This window comes from Lihuaxuella thermophila, assembly GCF_900110165.1.
Lineage (GTDB): Bacteria > Bacillota > Bacilli > Thermoactinomycetales > Thermoactinomycetaceae > Lihuaxuella > Lihuaxuella thermophila.
The window spans coordinates 54,963-75,124 of the sequence record NZ_FOCQ01000002.1 but is presented as its reverse complement, the minus strand read 5'-3'; the positions used below and the strand labels follow the sequence as shown (position 1 = coordinate 75,124).

General features: G+C 49.8%; 18 protein-coding genes. All 18 read left to right on the top strand.

Annotation, left to right across the window (positions count from 1 at the left end):
• The first annotated feature begins 3 nt into the window (after positions 1-3).
• The 18 genes from BMW55_RS02200 (at position 4) to BMW55_RS02110 (ending at position 20,053) form a co-directional block, all read left to right on the top strand.
• Entirely contained in the window at positions 4-1,509 is a 1,506-nt protein-coding gene (locus tag BMW55_RS02200; RefSeq protein ID WP_089964877.1) for an NADH-quinone oxidoreductase subunit N, read from the top strand.
• A 168-nt stretch (positions 1,510-1,677) separates the two neighbouring features.
• Entirely contained in the window at positions 1,678-1,920 is a 243-nt protein-coding gene (locus BMW55_RS02195; protein WP_089964876.1) for a DUF1146 family protein, read from the top strand.
• A gap of 71 nt (positions 1,921-1,991) precedes the next feature.
• Entirely contained in the window at positions 1,992-2,720 is a 729-nt protein-coding gene (locus tag BMW55_RS02190; protein WP_089964875.1) for a YwmB family TATA-box binding protein, read from the top strand.
• Positions 2,721-2,738: 18 nt separating this feature from the next.
• The gene (gene murA / locus BMW55_RS02185; RefSeq protein ID WP_089964874.1) at positions 2,739-4,040 is read left to right on the top strand and encodes a UDP-N-acetylglucosamine 1-carboxyvinyltransferase; all 1,302 of its coding nucleotides are present in this window, start codon (positions 2,739-2,741) and stop codon (positions 4,038-4,040) included.
• A gap of 650 nt (positions 4,041-4,690) precedes the next feature.
• Positions 4,691-6,058 (top strand): stage II sporulation protein D, encoded by a 1,368-nt coding sequence (gene spoIID, locus BMW55_RS02175; protein ID WP_244527413.1) that lies wholly within the window; start codon positions 4,691-4,693, stop codon positions 6,056-6,058.
• Between the two features lie 65 nt (positions 6,059-6,123).
• Positions 6,124-6,813, top strand: a complete 690-nt coding sequence (locus BMW55_RS02170) for a M23 family metallopeptidase (protein WP_089964871.1) — start codon at positions 6,124-6,126, stop codon at positions 6,811-6,813.
• Between the two features lie 173 nt (positions 6,814-6,986).
• Positions 6,987-7,271, top strand: coding sequence for a sporulation transcriptional regulator SpoIIID (spoIIID, locus tag BMW55_RS02165; RefSeq protein WP_089964869.1), 285 nt, complete (start codon positions 6,987-6,989; stop codon positions 7,269-7,271).
• Between the two features lie 291 nt (positions 7,272-7,562).
• Positions 7,563-8,309 carry a DNA-directed RNA polymerase subunit beta gene (locus BMW55_RS02160; RefSeq protein WP_089964867.1) on the top strand — a complete coding sequence of 249 codons (747 nt, stop codon included), beginning with the start codon at positions 7,563-7,565 and terminating at the stop codon, positions 8,307-8,309.
• A gap of 132 nt (positions 8,310-8,441) precedes the next feature.
• Entirely contained in the window at positions 8,442-8,963 is a 522-nt protein-coding gene (locus BMW55_RS02155) for a CDP-alcohol phosphatidyltransferase family protein (protein ID WP_089964865.1), read from the top strand.
• Between the two features lie 82 nt (positions 8,964-9,045).
• Entirely contained in the window at positions 9,046-10,365 is a 1,320-nt protein-coding gene (locus tag BMW55_RS02150) for an NAD-dependent malic enzyme (protein ID WP_089964863.1), read from the top strand.
• A 129-nt stretch (positions 10,366-10,494) separates the two neighbouring features.
• A complete protein-coding gene (gene fabZ / locus BMW55_RS02145) occupies positions 10,495-10,920 on the top strand; it encodes a 3-hydroxyacyl-ACP dehydratase FabZ (protein WP_089964861.1) in 426 nt (141 codons plus the stop codon).
• A 347-nt stretch (positions 10,921-11,267) separates the two neighbouring features.
• Positions 11,268-12,485 (top strand): glycosyltransferase family 4 protein, encoded by a 1,218-nt coding sequence (locus BMW55_RS02140; RefSeq protein ID WP_170839696.1) that lies wholly within the window; start codon positions 11,268-11,270, stop codon positions 12,483-12,485.
• Between the two features lie 383 nt (positions 12,486-12,868).
• Positions 12,869-13,897, top strand: coding sequence for a Gfo/Idh/MocA family protein (locus BMW55_RS02135; protein WP_089964855.1), 1,029 nt, complete (start codon positions 12,869-12,871; stop codon positions 13,895-13,897).
• Between the two features lie 27 nt (positions 13,898-13,924).
• On the top strand, positions 13,925-15,040 hold the full coding sequence (locus BMW55_RS02130; RefSeq protein WP_089965434.1) for a DegT/DnrJ/EryC1/StrS family aminotransferase: 1,116 nt from the start codon (positions 13,925-13,927) through the stop codon (positions 15,038-15,040).
• Positions 15,041-15,061: 21 nt separating this feature from the next.
• A complete protein-coding gene (locus BMW55_RS02125; protein WP_089964854.1) occupies positions 15,062-16,381 on the top strand; it encodes a nucleotide sugar dehydrogenase in 1,320 nt (439 codons plus the stop codon).
• A gap of 13 nt (positions 16,382-16,394) precedes the next feature.
• Entirely contained in the window at positions 16,395-17,141 is a 747-nt protein-coding gene (locus BMW55_RS02120) for an acyltransferase (RefSeq protein WP_089964852.1), read from the top strand.
• A 26-nt stretch (positions 17,142-17,167) separates the two neighbouring features.
• A complete protein-coding gene (locus BMW55_RS02115) occupies positions 17,168-18,634 on the top strand; it encodes a lipopolysaccharide biosynthesis protein (RefSeq protein WP_089964850.1) in 1,467 nt (488 codons plus the stop codon).
• A 6-nt stretch (positions 18,635-18,640) separates the two neighbouring features.
• Positions 18,641-20,053, top strand: coding sequence for an O-antigen ligase family protein (locus BMW55_RS02110; RefSeq protein ID WP_170839695.1), 1,413 nt, complete (start codon positions 18,641-18,643; stop codon positions 20,051-20,053).
• Positions 20,054-20,162 lie beyond the last annotated feature (109 nt).

Here is a 20,162-nt window from a genome sequence, read left to right as displayed (position 1 = left end):
GACATGGAACAATATCTGCTCGATTTTGATTTAAAGGTGATGGCTCCGGAACTCGTCATCGTCTCTGCCGCCGCCCTTTTGTCGGTGATGGATTTGTTCTTAAAGGAAACGGCATCCCGAAAAGTGATCGCCGTTCTCAGTCTGGCGGCGGTGCTTGCGGCCGGGGTTTTTGCCGTGATGGGTTTTGGTCATCCGCCCTATCAAATTCTGGGGGATACCTATCGGATCGACTCGTTCAGCTTAACTTTTAAAGTGATTATTCTGGCGGGAACGGCACTTGTGTTGCTCCTGTCCCTCCATTTGAACAAAGAAGAAATTGAAACAAGGGAAGGGGAATACTATTATCTCCTGCTGACGGCTGTGCTGGGCGGAATGGTCATGGTATCTTCCGCCGACCTGATCACGCTGTTCGTCGGACTGGAACTCTTAAGCCTTTCCTCCTATGTGCTGGTCGGAATTCGCAGGAAAGATCTGAAGTCAAATGAAGCGGCCTGGAAGTACGTGGTGCTGGGAGGAGTTTCGTCTGCATTTATCCTCTACGGAATGTCCTTTGTATACGGACTGACGGGAAGCACCAACTTATTTGTGATCCGCGACCGGTTGATGCAAGCTCTCTACAGCGGATATGACCTGTTCGTGTACCTGGCCCTGTTTTTGATGGTGGTGGGCTTCGGGTTTAAGATTGCCACTGCACCGTTTCAAATGTGGACGCCGGATGTGTATCAGGGTGCCATGACGCCCGTCACGGCTTTTCTCGCCGTGGTCTCGAAAACGGCGGCATTCGCTCTGGTGATGCGCATTATGCTCATCGCTTTCCTTCCTGTCTTCAGTCCGCAAATTTCGGTTGGCGTAGAGAAGCTCTTGATGATCCTTGCTGCGCTGTCGATGATCGCCGGAAACGCGGTAGCTCTCAAACAGACCAATGCCAAGAGGCTGATGGCCTATTCCAGCATCGCCCAGGCCGGGTACATCCTGGTTCCGTTGTCCACATTGGGGTTTGTGCTCTTTCCGAGTCTGGCGTACTATTTGCTGGCGTATCTGTTTATGACGCTTGGGGCTTTTGCGGTGTTGGATGTGGTCACCCGGGAGGGGAAAAATGAGGAACTCCATGTCTTTGCCGGGCTGCATCAAAGATCGCCATGGCTCGCTTTCGCGATGTCCGTCTTCCTGATTTCCCTTGCCGGCCTGCCCGTTACAGCCGGATTTTTCGGCAAATTTTACCTGATTATCAACGCGATTGGCCGGGAGCAGCATTGGCTGGCCGGAGTGATGATCCTGACCACGGTCGTCTCGTATTACTACTACTTTGGCATCATTCGCCAGATGTACTTCCGGTCTCCGGCCAGCTTGAGGCCCATTCCGGTTCCATGGACCGCGGGGCTGGTCATCGTGGTTGGCGTGATCGGAACCATCGGTTTGGGACTTTTGCCTGATACGGTTTTGCAATCTCTTGGAAAAATCGACTGGGGATCGGGATTTGACCTGGCGAAGAACGCCGTGCGACAGTAAAGGTTTTGTTAAATATCGTGAATCCCCGTTTCCAACGCATGCGGAAACGGGGTATCTTATTGTCTGTGCGGCAATTGTCCGCTGATTGACACAAAATATTTTGATCTTCTGACCGTTTTCATGTACCATTGTTTCATGTGTAGAACTCTTTCTGAGGGAGTGCATATAATGGAAGGAGCGACTTTGCTGGGGTTAAACTCTTTAATCAATATCTGTGTGTCGCTCTTATGCATTGTCGTCAGTTGGTGGGTGCTGATGGGGGTCCGGATCGAAGCGGTGATCCGGCCAAAACGAACCGCGCAGGCAAAAGCGTTGATGATCATCTTATCCATCGTGTTGGGACATAATTTAGCCACCTTTTTGATTGATTATTTGAGTTGGTCCAGGATGATCAGCCAGCTGTTTACTTGATAAGCGCTCAGTATATTCTCTCCTTGATTTGCAAAAAATGGTAATGATAAGAAAACAGGGGAGAGGATATAATGAAAAAGTTGCAGCTGGTACCGGTCAGTTGGTTCGTCATTCTCAGTTTGTTACTGACCGGCTCAAACCTGATGCCGACCACTGAACATAGGTTGATTCAAGTGTTTGATTCGATGGGAGTAAAGCCGGAATATTTCGTATTGCATCACGGCGGTCGTACCCCTGAACGCATTTCCCGGAACCGGGCAGATGCATTTGTTCATCAACTGGCAGATCAGCTTCATTTAAAATCTGTGAGGAAAGAAGTCCGGGCGGATGGAATCCGTTATTCGGCAACGGGACAAATTGGACGAAACATTACGGCAGAATTAAACGTTATCAACGATGAACCTGAAAGACAGTGGATTCAACCATATATTTCCGTCCAGGTGAAGGGTCGTGGCAAACCCGGCCGGGAATTGGAGCGGACAAGGAACCTCCTGGCGCATACACTTCAGTCAAATGCAATGATTCCTCATTTTCATTTTTCTATTCAAGGCAGTATTTCTTCACCTCCTTCCCGCTTGGAACAGCCGATTGTTCAAGCGTTTCAGAAGTTGCACGCCAAAGAGGTTGAGTCTATGCGCACCACCCATACGGCCAGTATATCTGCTTACAGTCCCATGCTGCCAGGCGGCTTGAAGACGAAAGGCGGATGGATGAATCTCCAGGCCGCGGCGAGGGTGAACCACGATGCCCATCGGCTGATTTTCACTTTGGGAACGCCGATCATCACCATAGAATACTAAGTTGCGGAGGGAAGACACTTGGAAAAAATCATTGTTCAAGGTGGAGCACGGTTAAGAGGAAGAGTGAAAGTTCATGGGGCTAAAAATGCCGTTCTCCCTCTGATTGCTGCTTCGATTCTAGCTTCTCGGGGAAACATTACCATTTTGGACGTCCCCCTGCTGGAAGATGTAAAAACGATCACCCAACTGTTACAAAGCCTGGGGATTTTCGCGGAACTGAGTGAAAATCAGGTTTTGATCAACGCGGAAAAATTGAGTACCACTGAGGCCCCGTATGAATTGGTCCGGAAAATGAGAGCATCCGTTACCGTCATGGGGCCGCTGTTGGCGAGAAAGAAACATGCCCGTATCCCTCTCCCCGGAGGCTGTGCGATTGGCAGCCGCCCGATTGACTTGCATCTCAAGGGTTTGGAAGCTTTGGGAGCCAAATTTGAAATCGGGCACGGATATGTGGAAGGGCATGTGCCGGATCGCCTGAAGGGAGCTAGAATTTATCTTGATTTCCCAAGTGTAGGTGCAACGCAAAATATCATGATGGCTGCCACCCTCGCCAAAGGGCGTACCGTGATTGAAAATGCAGCTTGTGAACCGGAAATTGTGGATCTGGCCAATTTTCTCAATGCCATGGGGGCCAAAGTGCGCGGAGCCGGCACGGATGAAATCCGGATCGATGGAGTCGACTTCCTGCGCGGAACCGAATATACCGTCATTCCTGACCGCATTGAAGCGGGTACGTACATGGTGGCGGCGGCCATCACCCGTGGTGAAGTGTTTGTGGAGGGCGCCATCTCCAACCATTTGACTCCGTTAATCGCCAAATTGCGCGAAATGGGGGTCCATGTATTGGAGGGGGAAAACGGAATCCATGTCCGTGCTGAGGGCGAGTTGAAGCCCGTGGATGTGAAAACACTGCCTTACCCCGGATTCCCCACTGACATGCAGCCGCAAATGATGGCTTTGCAACTGATTGCCAAAGGGACCAGTTTAATGACGGAAACGGTCTTTGAAAACCGCTTTATGCATGTGGAAGAATTTAAGCGGATGGGCGGACAGATCAAGATCGACGGTCGCACGGCGATTATCGAAGGCGGACGTCCGTTGACCGGCGCGCAAGTGAAAGCGACCGATTTGCGGGCAGGCGCTTCTCTCATCCTGGCGGGTTTAGCAGCCGAAGGGATCACCGAAGTGACCGAATTGCATCATGTGGATCGCGGATATGTGGATATCGTCGGCAAACTTCAGGCATTAGGGGCTTCCATTGAACGTGTGAATGTGGATGAAGGTGAGGAATCCTCTGTTCAACAGCACTCATATGCATAATGATCTTAATGTGAAAGGTGGATTCTTTCCGCTGTACCGGGAAGAGTCCGCTTTTTTTCTTTGAAGCGATCGGCACGATGGAGCGGAAACGGAACACAAAATTCCGGAACGGTCTTCCAACAGATGATCCAATCCATCTCCTGGTTGTGCTGAAACCGACATGCATGTTTTCGCTCAAAGTTTGCTGTATAGTGGGAGTTTTTCTGTGATTGTGCTTCCGGGGCGGTCGGCCGTGTTGGTCTCCGTGCTCTTGAGGCCGGCAGGGGTGAAAAACTGGCCGCTCCGGCCCTCTCGCTGCGGGCGCGGGTAAAACTCGCTGTCGCTCAAACCCGTTACCCGCTTCCTCCCTCCGCTCGGGGCCTCCGCTGGGTACGGCCTCAAAGGCACTTCGACCAATCACGGCCTCCCTGCACGATTTTGTCATTCGTCTTGAGGTTGTATTAACTAGTCAGATTGTGATCGGCACGATGGAGCGGAGGAATTTGTTTTCCGGCGGAGTTACTCTGCCACTGCACTCACGCGGAAACGGAAAGCAAATTCCGGAGCGGGCTTTCTTCCAGAGTTCTGCAAGCATTCGTGGACCCGTTTCTTTATCAACCTTGATAAGACAGAACCAGCGTAGAAATTTGTTTTCGACGAGTGACTCTGCCGTGCATCGGAACGGAGTCGTAAACAAGATTTCGGAGCGTCTTCAAAACAGGCCCGCTTCGCAGGTACTGCACGGAAGAAAGCCGACTCAGACAGAGGACGGACAAGACAAAGACAGTTGTGCACATGTTAACCATTTTCTGGTTCTAAACAGCGGGCGCTTTCATAGTTTTAAAGTGAAAGTTTGTCCCATTTACACTCGCCGTGCGGAAGGAGGATCGGCCACAGTTCGTTTTCCTTTCGGGCAATGGGACAAAACAGCAGGGGTTCGGACGGAACTTTTAAAAATCGTCGGAGGTGAAGGTCGTTTGCAGAAGAGACTGCTTTTTTGTTTGATCACGCTCACTCTGCTCATCCTGATCATTCCCACTTTGTTGGTTTCTTTGCAGACGGAGACATCCACGGAGCCTGTATCCGCGGAAATCCGCTCACAGGCGGAAACTGCCGATGAGGAATCCTCTCTGGTTGTCCGGGTCTATTTGACAAAAGAAAAAAGAGTAGAGGAAATCCCGTTGGAATCCTATATCCGCGGTGTGATTGCGGCTGAGATGCCTGCGGACTTTCACCCGGAAGCCCTGAAAGCCCAAGCCCTGGCTGCGCGTACATACATCATCGACCGTTTGATCAAACAGGATTATTCGGATATGTCCCGCTGGGGGGAAGCGGCCAAGTCGGCGGATGTAACCGATACGACCATGCACCAGGTCTACGCAACGGATCAGGATTTGCGCAAAAAATGGGGTGCTGAGTACGGGAAAAACATCCGCCGGATGGATGAAGCCGTTCGTTCTACCGGGGGGCAAATCATCACTTATCAGGGAAAACCCATCTACCCTGCCTTTTTCTCCACCAGCAACGGGCGGACGGAAAACTCCGAGGATTATTTCGCCGGCAAATATCCTTATCTGCGCAGCGTGAATTCCGCTTGGGATCAATATTCTCCCAAGTACCGTCAAGTTCAGACTTGGGAGATTTCCCGTTTGTTGGGCAAATTGGAAGCGGAGACGGGAAAGAGGATTGCAATGTCCACCTCTTCCGGTCAGAACATGATCCGAATCCTAAAAAAGACACCTGGAAACCGGATTGCCGAGATCCAAATCGGCGACCGGAAATTTACCGGACGCGAAGTGAGAGAAGCCCTTCAGTTGCCATCCACCGATTTTTCCTGGCAGATCAAAGGAAATAAGATCCGGCTTACCACCCGGGGATACGGCCACGGAGTGGGAATGAGCCAGTGGGGGGCCAATCTGATGGCCAAGCAAGGGAAGAACGTATCCGAGATCATTGCCCATTACTATCAAGGGGTTAAGATCGAAAAAATGAGTCCGGACCGATTAGCGAACATAGCCGGCCGGTTGCGAATTTACTAAAGATTGTTCACCTTGGGTATAAAAAGAGTTTTTGCTGTCGAGAATGGTTCCTGAGGTGATCAGATATGAAACCAGAGGAACCAAATAACAATATTCCTTCCTTTGAAAAAGCGAAACGCCGCCTCAAATGGAAGCGGCTCTTTGCAAAAAAATGGTTTTTTCCGGCAGTTTATCTGACAGCAGCAGCACTGATCCTAACCCTTGCTTGGTGGTATCAAGAATACCAATTGGAACAAGTTTCAAAAACCACGAAACCAGGCAGTAGTTTGGATCAACAGCTTCCTATGGAGAGAATTCCCACCAACCCGACGGATGATGAAATGATCCTGCCGGTGGCGAAAAATTCTCAAGCTGAAAGAACCATCGGATTCTATGATGAAGCCGGATCGGAAAAGAGCAAAGAAGCATCACTTGTCAAATATGCCAATACCTTCTGGCCTCACTCCGGGGTAGACTTTGCCCGGAAAGACGGCAAAACCTTTGATGTTGTTGCCGCACTGGAAGGACGTGTCATCCGGGTCGAGGAACATCCGATTGTCGGCTATCAAGTGGAGATCCGTCATGACAGCGGAATTACCACCGTTTATCAATCGCTCGATGATGTGAGAGTCCAAAAAGGGCAAACCGTGAAAAAAGGTGAGGTCATCGCCAAAGCGGGTCGAAACAATTTTGAAAAAGAAGCCGGAAACCATCTTCACTTTGAAATCAGAAACAATGAAAACCAAGCGGTGAATCCAGCGCAATATCTTAAATAACGCCAATGAATCACCATTGATAAAAAACAAATGATTGACCGAAAAACCGTCCTCAAAACGAGGGCGGTTTTTTTATTTTATACGATTAGCTTGTCATTGCTTGTTCGCGGCGAATAACCCATAAAACGGTTCATATAATGTACCAAACATCCCCGAAAGGAGGAGCGAGGCGAGTGCATGATTATATTAAAGAAAGGACCATAAAAATCGGTCGTTACTTTGTGGAAACACAAAATACCGTGCGAATGATCGCCAAGGAATTCGGCGTTTCCAAGAGTACTGTTCATAAAGATTTGACTGAACGGTTGCCGGAAATTAATCCCGATTTAGCCAGTCAGGTTAAGGAGATTCTTGAATATCATAAGTCTATTCGCCATATCCGGGGAGGGGAAGCGACCAAGATCAAATATAAGCGAAAATCTGCGGCGAAAGAGGCAAGGACGCCTGTGAAGGTCTAGAAAATGATTTGATCGGCACCGGCAGCATTACATAATATTTTTTTCTGCACCGTTCGGACTACTTTTCATTCATATCCATCGCTCCGGTGCTCTTCCCATTTGACAAAATCCGTTCCAATCGGCAGCCTAAAGTGTAGACTTATGTTAACAGTTGCGATATATTCTAGTTATAGTGTACAAATGAGACAAAACCAATGATTTTTTTGTGTAGATGATGCATAGATTTATTGTGATGATCGGACGAGCTTTTTAGAATTTGATGAAGTTTTGTTTCTTGGAGAGGAATGTCAAATGAGTTATCCGAACAAAGAAAATCGAGTGGACAATCATCCGGAAGACATGAAGAGCTCCCCAAAACAAGGAGAAAAAATGAAAAGCTCGTTAAAAGAGTTGCGTAAGGAGCAGGAATCCAGGCTGCCTGTCGGGAAACTGAAATGGAGCAAGGATGAGGAAGAAGAGCAAGATACCCGCGCAAATCTTGAAGTCAAAGGGATCGATCCGAAGTTGGATCATGAGAATGAACCAGTTGCGGAAGGAGAATTGCCTGCCTCTGAGGGACGGGAGAAGGAAGCCGAATCATCGGTCCGGTGGAATCCGCAGGATGGGAACGGTTCAAGCGAATCTACTGACCGGGAACAATCGGATCAGTCCCGGAAAGAGACCGGACAAGAATCGCCTCGCCGTGAGCGTGCCTTATCGCTTGAAGATACGTTAACACCGATAGATTTCAAAGAATATTCCATTGAACCTGAGCGCGAGACAAACAAAGATCCGGAGTTTGAGACAGAATTCAAAAAGCCCGCCTATATCGTGGATGAAGATGATGACGAATTGACGGAAGCGGATTCTTATGGTATTCCGGATGAAAAAAAGAAAATAATAAAATGGGCGATCAAAATTCTTTGGCTGCCACTGCTTCTGTTCGTTGTTCTGATTGTGGGACTCATCATCGGCCACACGGTGATCGGGGATCAGCCAGCGGGTGAGATATTTGATCTGGATATGTGGGAACATATATATAAACTCATATATGGGTAAAAGAACCCGTCTTTAGCTTTCAGGCAATCGGCCCAAAGCGGGAAAGACGGGGTCTTTCATGTCTTTTTGCTGTTCATTTTCAGCAGAGATGGCATTGTTTTACAAAAGTCTAGCTGTGAGGGGGGATCCTAAATGAACTTGCCCAATCTGCTTACAATGATACGCTTTGCACTCATACCTTTGTATCTCTTCGTTTATTTCTCCGAAATGCCGGGGCGGATTTACTGGGCTTTGGGAATCGTCCTCTTCGCAGGGATGACAGATGTGGTGGATGGATACTTGGCGCGGCGGAATAAACAGGTTACGCAACTGGGTATCATGTTGGATCCCCTTGCTGATAAGCTGATGATGATCGCTGTTTTTCTATCGCTCTTGATCTCCGGAAAAATCGGCTACTGGGCTGCTGCCGCGATCTTCTTCCGTGATTTGACCATGATTCTCTGTTCCGCCTTTTTTCATTTCCGGGGTAAAAAAACAGTACCCGCCAATGTGCTCGGGAAAATGACCACCGTCCTGTTTTATGTGGCACTGGTATTGCTCATGTTTGACTCCGCGTATGCGCAAAACTTTTTGTGGGCGGTAATCGTGCTGTCGTATATCACTTCCTTTGTCTATATGCTCCAATTGAAAACAGTGAATGAAGAATTGATGTAATAGGCAAAGAACCGTATCCGCTTCGGTTCTTTTTTTATGTCTCCACATTTAGTATGATAAGGATTTAGGAGGTGTCGAGCGGGTGTCTATTCGCAACGTAGTCAGAACAATTATCGTAGAAACCCCGTCCAAACCAGGAAACCTTGGGAAAGTAACAACGGCGATCGGAAAAGCCGGTGGAGATATTGGAGATATCACAACCATTAAAATCGGACCCCTCTCTACGGTCCGGGACATTACCGTTCATTGTGAGAATGATGACCAGCTGCATCAAGTTGTACTGGCGATCAAAGAATTAGGCAACGGAATTCGCATTCTTTCCGTTTCCGACGACGTTCTTCGGGCGCATGAAGGCGGAAAGATTCATATGACCAGCCGCATGGATATCCGTTCCTTGGCAGACCTGCGCCGGGTCTATACCCCGGGTGTCGCCAACGTGTGCCGGGTGATTCAGGAGGAACCGGAAAAAGCGAGATATTATACAAGCATTGGCAACACCGTGGCCATCATCACGGACGGAACGGCCATTTTAGGACTTGGCAATATCGGCCCGATGGCCGGGATGCCGGTAATGGAAGGGAAGGCGGCTCTGTTTGACCGTTTCGCGGGAATCAGCGGCATCCCCATTTTGCTGGGCACCAGCGACCCGGATGAAGTAGTGCGGACCGTAAAAAACATCTATCAGGGGTTTGGGGGAATTTTGCTGGAGGATATCGGTTCCCCTCATTGTTTTGAAATTGAAGAGCGTTTGAAACAGGAACTTCCCATTCCTGTTATGCATGATGATCAGCATGGAACGGCAGTGGTCACTTTGGCCGCCGTCATCTCTGCATGCCGTTCGGCAGGGGTGAGCCTGAAAGATGCCGTAGTGGGACAAATTGGCTTAGGGGCCGCGGGTCTCGCCATTTGCCGTATGTTTATGGCTTATGGAGTGGAAGAGATGTGTGGCGTGGATCGCCAGCCGGATGCTTTGAACCGCTTGGCCGACTATGGGGGAACCCCGGTTGACTCCATCGAGGAGTTGATGGAAAGATGTGACATCGTGATCGCGACTACCGGTGTTCCGGGCTTGATTAAGCCGGAGATGGTCCGGTCCGGACAAGTGATTCTGGCATTATCCAACCCCAAACCGGAAATTGAACCGGAAGAGGCCTTAAAAGCGGGTGCCGCTTTTGCCGCGGATGGCCGTTCGGTGAACAACGTTCTCGGATTCCCGGGTATTTTCCGCGGTGTGCTGAATGCAGGGGCAAAGGAAATCACGCATCCGATGCTGGTCGCCGCCGCTCTTGCCATTGCAAACTGCACCAATCCGGGCGAGCTGGTTCCGCATCCGCTCGATCCCAAAGTGCATGAGGAAGTGGCGCTGGCTGTAGAACGGGAAGCTTCACAAGGAAAGGAATAGCAGACGCAACAGAGAGAGCGCCTATGTGAAGAGCAGGCGCTCCTTTATGTGAGCAGCGCTCTTTCATGGCAATTTGAGAAACCATTCGTTATAATGGGGACAGTGACTGAAGGAAAGGGGATCTTTTGGATGGAGCTTGATATCAAGCAAATTCAGGAAACCATTCCACACCGTTATCCGTTTCTGCTCGTCGATAAAATCACCGAGTTTGAATCAGGCAAAAGAGCGGTCGGAATCAAAAATGTAACCATCAATGAACCGTTTTTCCAGGGCCACTTTCCCGGATATCCCGTCATGCCGGGGGTATTGATCATCGAAGCTTTGGCTCAAGTGGGCGCGTTCGTCGTGCTCAGCAAGGAAGAAAATAAAGGAAAATTGGCTTTCTTTGCAGGCATTGACAACGTCCGCTTCCGTGAACAGGTCAAGCCGGGGGATGTATTGACTTTAGAAGTGGAAATGCTGCGATTGAGGGCTAACATCGGCAAAGGAAAAGGGGTAGCCAAAGTCGGCGACAAAGTGGTGGCGGAAGGTGAATTGATGTTCGCTCTCTCTTAACCAAGCTGTACATAAAAATTGGAAGGTCTCTAAGGGACCTTCCTTCTCTGTTCTCTTATTCTAAATGATTATTTCGGGGTATCGCTACTTCATTACGACCCAATAATAAAGCGCACAAAAAAATAGATCAATCCCCAGAGAGGGAGACTCAGGATCAGGCCATTGATCAGACCGAGTGCACAGTTCAAGGAGTCATTGGCAACTCTTTGCTTTTTCATTCATCGATCCGCTCCTTACCCCTATTATCACCATGAAGCAAACAGTTATCCCGAATGCTTGTATACGGTCAAGGATGGAATCGCAAATATTCAGGGAATCTTAATCAAAAAGGAAGAGGTTTGATTCCGGTGAGCCTTCGTGTATTGATCATTTCCCACATGTATCCGAATCAGGTGAATCCCGTGTCGGGGATTTTTGTTCACAACCAGGCGAAAAGTTTACAAAAAGCGGGAATCCGAGTGCGGGTCGTTTCCCCGATCCCCCGCTTTCCGCTCTACCCGAAATGGAAGGGCTATCGCAAAATGGCTCTCCAAACCCGGCTGGAGGGAATCGATGTTCAGTATGTCCCGACGCTGATGTTTCCCGGAGGCTTCTTTTTTTCGAACTACGGCCGATTTTACACAGCGTCGCTCCAGCAAGCGATCCCGGCGATCCAGAGGGAATTTCCGTTTGATCTGATCCATGCCCACACCATTTTTCCCGATGGTTATGCCGCGGGTATCTTAAAAAGATCGTTTCAGGTCCCCGTCGTCTCTACGATTCACGGTTCGGATATCATGCTGTACCCCAAACGAAACAAATCCGTCTATCGTAAAACGCTGCAAGCGCTCCAAATGAATGACCGGATCATCACGGTCAGCGGCCGGCTGCTTGCGGAAGCGGAGCGGATGGCCCCCGGAATTGAAGCGAAAACCATTTATAACGGCTTTGATCCGTCGCGTTTTTATCCGATCCGGCAGCAAAAGGCGAGGGAACAATTGGGAATCTCCGGGCGGAAAAAAGTATTGTTGTTCGTCGGCAATCTCCTGCCTGTTAAAGGGGTGGACCTGTTGCTCACCGCGTTTGCCAAAGTGGCGGCCGAAGATCCGGATTTGCATCTTTACCTGGTTGGAGACGGTCCGCTGAGACGGACGCTCGCTGAACAGTCGGCCCGTCAGGGAATCCAGGCGCAAACCCATTTTATGGGCAGGCGTCCCTATGAGGAAATTCCGGCCTGGATCAACAGTGCGGATGCGCTGGTTTTAGCCAGCCGAAGTGAGGGATTGCCGTCCATTTTGCTTGAAAGCATGGGTTGCGGGAAGCCGATGGTGTGCACTGATGTCGGAGGGATTGCCGAGATTTTGCGGGATGGCGAAACCGGATTTCTCGTTGAGCCCGGCAACACCGGCCAATTGGCGGAGCGGCTTCGCCAGATATTGGTCGAGTCCCCGGAACTGGCCCGATCCATGGGAGAGCGGGCGTTTCAGATGTCGAAGGCACTCACCTGGGAGCAAAATGCGCAAAACACCATTCAGCTTTATGAGCAAGTTCTTGCAGTGAATGGCTTGAAGCGGGATCCCGAGTAATTTTGTGAAACGGTTTTGCACTTTCATTGAAATGATCATGACTGTTTGTTCAACAGAATCGGGGAATGACGGTGGATTGCTTTAAAGGGCCGCTCCAAAATCATTTTTGCGGCTCCGTTCCGATGCTTGCCGGCCTCAGGAGCACGGAGATCCACACGGCCGACCGCCCCGGAAGCACAACCACAGACACACCCTTTTACAGCACACTTTCAAGAAAAGTTTAAGATGAGGGATACCCAAAACATTTCAACTATGTTACATTTTAAGATGGGTTTGTAATGTTCTTGTAATAAACGCAACAACATGCAAAGGCTGTCTTTGTACAACGATATTCTTAAACCGAAGTTGTCGAACCACGTTCAGGATAGAAAAGAGGGAGACATGTGATACGCTATGGAATCGTTGGTTGCGGCCACATCGCCAAAAAACATGTGGCGGCAATTGAAGCCGTAGAAGGAGCTGAATTGGTGGCCGTTTGCGATACCAATGAAGAACGCCTTCGCGAATTTGCGAAAGACGGGATTGAAGGTTACACCGATTTGGCGGACATGCTCAAAACGAATGTGGATGTGGTCTGCATCTGCACTCCAAGCGGATTACACCCCAAGCTTACCATTCAGGCTGCTGAAGCCAAAAAACATGTCATCGTGGAGAAGCCGATGGCACTCACGTTGGAAGATGCGGACCGCATGATTGAAGCTTGTGAACGTAACGGCGTGAAAATGGCTGTCGTTCATCCGAACCGCTTCCGTCCCGCCGTTGCCGAGCTCCGTCGCCAGCTGGACCGGGGCGCATTTGGAAAAATTGGTCATGCCAATGCGACGGTTCGCTGGAACCGAAACCAGGCTTATTATGATCAAGCTCCGTGGCGCGGAACCAAAGAGATGGATGGCGGGGTATTGATGAACCAGGCCATTCACAATATGGATCTCCTGTTGTGGATGATGGGCGATGTGGAAGAGGTAGCCTCTTATCATGCCACACGCATTCGCAACATCGAAGCGGAAGATACTTCTGTTTCCGTGATCAAGTTTAAAAGCGGCGCACTTGGCGTACTGGAAGCAGCCGTAACCATTTATCCCAAAAATCTGGAAGAATCGCTGAGCATTTTTGGCGAAAAAGGGACGGCGATCATCGGCGGCCCCACCGCCAACTGGATTAAACATTGGAAATTTGAAGACATCAGCGATGAAGAAGCGGAAACGACCATCAAGCGCATTGACGAAGATCCGTTTGGCGTTCCGGGACACCAGTGCATCATCCAGGACATGACCGATGCGATCCGGGAAGACCGCACTCCTGTGGTTTCCGGGGAAGAAGGACGCAAAGCGCTGAGTCTGGTCATTGCCTGCCAGCAATCGGCTGAAACCGGAAAACCGGTGCGCATGGACGATTTACAGCGGAAAAAGTAAAGGATATCATGAAGGAGCCAGGATATGATGAGCCAAATTCCTTTGTTAGACCTGAAAGCCCAGTATCAGACGATTCGTGAGGAAGTTCGTCAAGCCGTAGACAAGGTTTTAGACGGCGGCAGATATATTCTCGGTCCCGAAGTAAAAGCGCTGGAAGAAGAAGTTGCCGCATACTGCGGCGTGAAACATGCGATCGGGGTAGCCAACGGAACCGACGCACTTGTACTCGCTTTAGATGCAGCAGGAATCGGTCCCGGAGATGAAGTGATTACCACTCCATACACCTTCTTTGCCACTGCGGAAGCCGTTTCCCGGCTGGGAGCAACCCCGGTATTCGTCGATATTGATCCCCAAACATACAATATCGACGTTAAACAAATCAGAGCAAAAATCAACTCCAAGACCAAAGCCATCATTCCTGTACACATCTTTGGCCAACCAGCTGACATGGAAGAAATCATGGCGATTGCCAAAGAACATAACCTGTTTGTGCTCGAAGATGCGGCTCAAGCGATGGGTTCTGAGTATAAAGGGCGCAAAATCGGTTCCTGGGGACATGCAGCCACCTTCTCCTTCTTCCCGACCAAAAACCTGGGCGGCTACGGAGACGGTGGAATGATCACCACCAATGATGACGAACTGGCCAGGAAAATTCGCAGCTTACGTGTTCATGGAAGCAATCCTGAGTCAAAATACTATAACAGCATGATCGGATACAACAGCCGTTTGGATGAACTGCAAGCGGCCATTTTACGCATTAAGCTGCGCCATCTGGACAGTTGGAACGATGCGCGTCGCGAGAAAGCAGCCCTTTACGATGAACTGCTAAAGGATACTCCTGTTGTCACTCCTTACCATGCAGATGATCGTAAGCATATTTATCACCTGTACATCATTCAGGCAGAAGACCGGGAGCAGTTGGTGGGACACCTGAAAGAGAACGGTATTTCTACCGGAGTTTATTACTCCATTCCTCTTCACCAACAAGAAGTGTACAAATCGCTCGCCTATGAAGAAGGCAGCCTGCCAACTTCCGAATACATGTCTAAACGCACCTTTGCTTTGCCGCTCTACGCGGAGCTTTCAAACGAGAACATCCATCGCATTGTCGATATCATCAAAAGCTACTATGCGAATAAATAATCATCAAAGGGATGAATCAACGTGAACGAGACCACTAAAAGTTTGCTTCAAAAAATTGAAGACAAAACCGCGGTCATCGGCGTCGTCGGATTGGGATACGTGGGCTTGCCGCTGGCCGTGGAAAAAGCGAAAGCCGGTTATCAAGTGATCGGGTTTGATGTCCAGCAAAAAAGAGCGGATATGGTGAACCAGGGAGTAAACTATATCGGGGACGTTGTGGACGAAGAGCTCAAACAAATCGTCGAAGAAGGGCGTTTGAAAGCAACGACGGATTACTCCTTGATTTCCGGCGTGGATGCCGTTGCGATCTGCGTGCCGACTCCGCTCGATAAATACCAGCAACCGGACACCTCTTATGTGGAATCGTCCGGACGCGAAATCGCCAAATACTTGCACGAAGGCATGCTGGTCGTCCTGGAAAGCACCACCTATCCGGGAACGACGGAAGAAGTGCTGATGCCGATCCTGGAAGCAACCGGACTCAAGGTCGGAGTAGATTTCCACCTCGCCTATTCGCCGGAGCGCGTCGACCCGGGCAACAAAGTGTTTAACACCAAAAATACCCCGAAAGTCGTCGGCGGGGTTACCCCGGAATGCACGAAAGTGGCCGCCGCTATGTACCGTGCGGTTCTCGAAGGGGAAGTACACGAAGTTTCCAGCCCGAGAGTCGCGGAAATGGAAAAAATCCTGGAAAACACTTTCCGCAACATCAACATCGGCCTTGCCAACGAAATGGCTATTCTCTGCAACAAGATGGGCATCGACGTGTGGGAAGTGATCGATGCGGCCAAAACGAAGCCATACGGATTTATGGCGTTCTATCCGGGTCCCGGGCTCGGCGGTCACTGCATTCCGATCGACCCGTTCTACCTCACCTGGAAAGCGCGTGAATACAACTACCACACCCGCTTGATTGAAGTAGCCGGAGAGATCAACAACGCGATGCCCGAATTTGTCGTGGACCGCATGATGAAAATCCTCAACCGGTACGGCAAATCCCTCAACGGGTCAAAAGTAGTCGTTCTCGGCGTCGCCTACAAAAAAGATATCGATGATATGCGTGAATCGCCCGTGCTGGAGATCGTGAAGCTGCTGGAAAAATATCAGGCCGAATTTGTCACGGTCGATCCGCATATCCCGTCGTTCCGGGTGGGGGAAAAAGTATACGAAACAGCAGAACTGACCGGGGAGTTGTTGGAATCCGCCGATCTCGTCCTGATCACGACCGATCACAGCGCGTTTGACTATCAGTTTATCGCCGATAAATCCAAGGTCATCTTCGATACCCGCAATGCCTTAAAAGAAATCAAGGACATTCGCGCGGATTACGAAAAACTGTAAGGCGGTTATAACCATGAAAAACTTTGTGCATGAATCAGTGAAGATGGGAGCCAATGTCAGGATCGGGTACTTTTCCGTCATCGAGGAAGGCGTTGTTCTGGGCGATGATGTAACCATTGGCAACAATGTGACGATCCATGCCGGAACGGTCATCGGCTCCGGTGTATTCATCTCCGATAACTGTGTGATCGGACGCTGGCCCAAGCCCGCCAAAGCCTCCACCGTCAAGCTTGATCCGGATCTGCCTCCGCTCGTCATCGGCGACGGAACGACAGTGGGAGCGGGTGCGGTCTTGTATCGCGGAAGCACCTTCGGTAAAGAGGTCATGATCGGTGATCTGGCCTCCGTACGTGAAAAATGCAGCATCGGGGACCGTGTAGTCATCGGAAGAGGGGTTGCCGTGGAAAATCAGGTGGAGATCGGCCCTCACACCAAAATCCAGACCAATGCTTATATCACGGCTTATACGACACTGGAGGAACGCGTGTTTATCGCACCGACGGTTACGACTACGAATGACAACTTTATGGGCCGCACCAAAGAGCGCTTCAAATACGTACGGGGCCCGCTGGTGAAACGGGGGGCACGTGTGGGCGGAGGGTCGATCCTGCTGCCCGGCGTGACCGTAGCAGAAGAAAGCTTTATTGCTGCCGGCGCCGTCGTCAACAAAGATACGGAACCTGCCAAGGTGTATGTGGGTGTGCCTGCCCGGCCCCTCAGGGATGTACCTGAACGAGAAAAACTGGAAAACCAGGAATAACACCTAACCTAGAAGGTGTGTATAGCATGAGGCAATATATAAAAAGATTATTTTCCGATTCCGCTGCCTTTGCGGTCGCAACCATGGGGAACAAGCTGGCTGCTGCCCTGCTTGCCCCCATTTTCTTCCGCCATTTAACCGGCGCCGGTCAGTTGGGTGAGTGGGGTTTAACAAACACCCTCACCCTTATTTTGACTTATCTTTGCATTCTGGGAACCGATGCCGCAATGGCCTTTTATTTTTATGATGCCAAGGATCAACAGGAGCGAAGAATTTACTTTACCAATGCGGTCATTTTCAGTGCGGGAATGTGTCTCTTGTTTAGCATTCTCGCTTATGTGTGGGGAGCGCCGCTGGCGGAGATCATCTTCAAGGGAAAAGAAGGATACCATTTGCTGCTCCCGGTCGCTTTTCTGGCTACAGTGGGGGCCATCGTTATTCAGCATGTTTTGGGTTATGCGCGCTACAGCCGGAGAGTATGGCTGTTTAATATATTCAGCATGGCTTATGTGATCGGATCCAATTTGATCAGCATCTACTTTGTTGTGTTTGAAAATGCCGGTGTAATGGGAATCTTTTACGGCCAACTCATCGGGCAACTCGGCGTCGCCCTCATCCTGGTCTGGATCTTCCGCAGGGAATTTGTGCCGAAGCTGTCCCGGAAGCATTTGTCCCATCTGATCGCCTATGGAGCACCTCTCTTACCTACTTTGCTTTCATTCTGGGTGATGACTTCGACGGGCAGGCAGATTCTCTACTACATGGTATCTCAGACACATGCTGACATTTATGAGGCGGTCATGCGCATCGCCAGCCTCATCGTGTTGGTGACTGCGCCGTTTCAGTTGGCCTGGCGCCCTTTTTCCATGTCGATCAAAGACCGGGAAGACGCTCCGCAGATCTACGGCTTGGTCGGCAGGGCTCTCATCGTTGCCGGAACGCTGGCCATCATGTTGCTCACTTTTGTCATCGAGCCGATTTATCAGTTATATATAGGAAGAAAAGACCTGGCGACCGGTTATTTATACGTGTGGTTCCTTTCTTTCGGCACCTTGCTCAACGTCCTGCACACCGTGTTTGGAGTGGGGCTGCTCATTAAAAAGAAAACCAAGCTCATTTCACGGGGATTTTTGATCGCTGCCGTCGTATACTTAATCGGGTGTTTCATTTTGATTCCTGTGTTTCACATCTGGGGAGCCGTAAGTATGACTGTGATCGCTTATCTGATCGTGATTATCTGGGTATATATGCACAATCAAAAAAATTACCCGGTAGACTTTCGCTTTGGTTCCGTGTTAACCTATATCGCGATATATCTTTTTTTGATGGTTGGAATTACATGGGTGCAAATGACCGAAGCGGAACATGCGTGGCTTTATTACGGCATCGCTTTGGCTCTTCAGATTGTTTCCGTTTTTGCGACTAAGCTTTTCACGCTGAAATCTTTGAATCAAATTGGCAGCTTTTTGCCCAAACTAGGAGGAAAAAGGTGAGAGATGGTGAATGAGCTATTGGTACCCAGACAAAAACGTTTGGAACACCTCTTTTATGTGATGATCGCTTTTGCCCTGCTGGGTCCCACCTTGGGAATCCAGGTGACGGAGGAGTTTAATCTAACCTTCTTCCGGGTTGCGTTTGCGTTGCTCACGGGTGGGCTCATCATTCGTCTGGCACTCAATAAAGGGATGGAAACATCCTACATGTATCCTGTGCGCTGGTACGCGGCGTTCTTCCTTTTTTGGGTTGTATATGCCATGCTCTCTCTCACTTGGGCGGTTGATCTTGGCAAAGGCATTCGCTACCTGGTTTTCCTGGGCATGATGGTGCTCTTAACCCTTTCTTTTCCCTTTTTTGTGCGGACGGAAAAAAACTATTGGATTTCCCAGCGCATCCTGTTTGGCGTTTTTGCCTCCATCATCTGTTTCGGCGTCATTGAGTCGATTTTTATGATCCATCTTCCCCCGTCCAGAGCGGAAACCGGCCAGGCAACGGTAACGTCTGTTTTTACCAACCAAAACGATCTGGCGACATGTATCACCTTGGCTTTCCCTTTTGTGGCAACGGCCTTGTTTATGTTAAAACTTAAGAGAAAACATAAGCTGTTGATCTACGTGATCGGTGTGCTGTCCATGTACGTCCTGCTGGCTACCGGGTCGCGGAGCAACACTCTGTTTGCGCTGCCGCTGGCCGCTCTCGTGCTGCTGATTGCGCTTCCGTTTGCCATCGACAGGAAAAAATTGACGTGGAAGAACATTGGAAAAGGAATCGCGGCCATTCTCGCGGGGGCCGTCATCGTGCAGGCGATGAGCGTTGCCTTTCTCTCGGATGAGGCCAGGGAAAAAACGAGAACCAAGTTAAGGGGAACGGTTGACTTCTTCAAAGATATGCAACAAGGTCCCTGGAGTGTGGAAGAAAGAGAAGAGGAATTTATTCGCGGAGCGACCGGTGAAAGCCCGACAAACCGGAAGAACCTGATTTTAAATGGGATCTATTTTCTGCAAAAATCCCACTATATGGGTGTTGGCCCGGGAAACATTGAAGCCCTGATGCCGGAGGGGCCCAAAAAAGTGACCAAACGCAATTTGCACAACTGGTGGCTGGAAATTCTGGTTAACTTTGGCGTGATCATTTTTGTGCTGTATATGGCGTTGTATTTCTGGTTGCTGTGGCGGTTATGGAAACTGGTCGGGCTCAAAAATTCTCCTGAAACCAGCCCTCTGGTCCGTTGGGGGGCCGTATCCAGTTTGGCGGCATTGATCGGATACTTTGTTGGCGGAGTGGCACCAAGCACAGCCATTCACTTCACCCCGATGTGGATTTCTTACGGTCTGGCGCTGGCTGTTGTTATTTTGGGAGAACTTCAAAAGAAAGGGTCCCAGTCTGTCACTGATGGCCGGAAAAGTACCGCTTAGGTTTTCGGGTAGTGTGAGCTGTGTGGGGCATCAGGTGAGATGCCCTTCACGACTTTTTTCTCAAAGAAAAACTCCCTTTGAATCATGGGTCATGCAGAAAGGGGGAAGT

What these genes read in the sequence shown, in the direction of transcription:
- BMW55_RS02200 (WP_089964877.1), top strand. Translation starts at nt 4, where the DNA reads ATGGAACAATATCTGCTCGATTTTGATTTAAAGGTGATGGCTCCGGAA.
- BMW55_RS02195 (WP_089964876.1), top strand. Translation starts at nt 1,678, where the DNA reads ATGGAAGGAGCGACTTTGCTGGGGTTAAACTCTTTAATCAATATCTGT.
- BMW55_RS02120 (WP_089964852.1), top strand. Translation starts at nt 16,395, where the DNA reads ATGAAAAACTTTGTGCATGAATCAGTGAAGATGGGAGCCAATGTCAGG.
- BMW55_RS02190 (WP_089964875.1), top strand. Translation starts at nt 1,992, where the DNA reads ATGAAAAAGTTGCAGCTGGTACCGGTCAGTTGGTTCGTCATTCTCAGT.
- BMW55_RS02115 (WP_089964850.1), top strand. Translation starts at nt 17,168, where the DNA reads ATGAGGCAATATATAAAAAGATTATTTTCCGATTCCGCTGCCTTTGCG.
- fabZ (WP_089964861.1), top strand. Translation starts at nt 10,495, where the DNA reads ATGGAGCTTGATATCAAGCAAATTCAGGAAACCATTCCACACCGTTAT.
- BMW55_RS02130 (WP_089965434.1), top strand. Translation starts at nt 13,925, where the DNA reads ATGAGCCAAATTCCTTTGTTAGACCTGAAAGCCCAGTATCAGACGATT.
- BMW55_RS02170 (WP_089964871.1), top strand. Translation starts at nt 6,124, where the DNA reads ATGAAACCAGAGGAACCAAATAACAATATTCCTTCCTTTGAAAAAGCG.
- BMW55_RS02155 (WP_089964865.1), top strand. Translation starts at nt 8,442, where the DNA reads ATGAACTTGCCCAATCTGCTTACAATGATACGCTTTGCACTCATACCT.
- BMW55_RS02160 (WP_089964867.1), top strand. Translation starts at nt 7,563, where the DNA reads ATGAGTTATCCGAACAAAGAAAATCGAGTGGACAATCATCCGGAAGAC.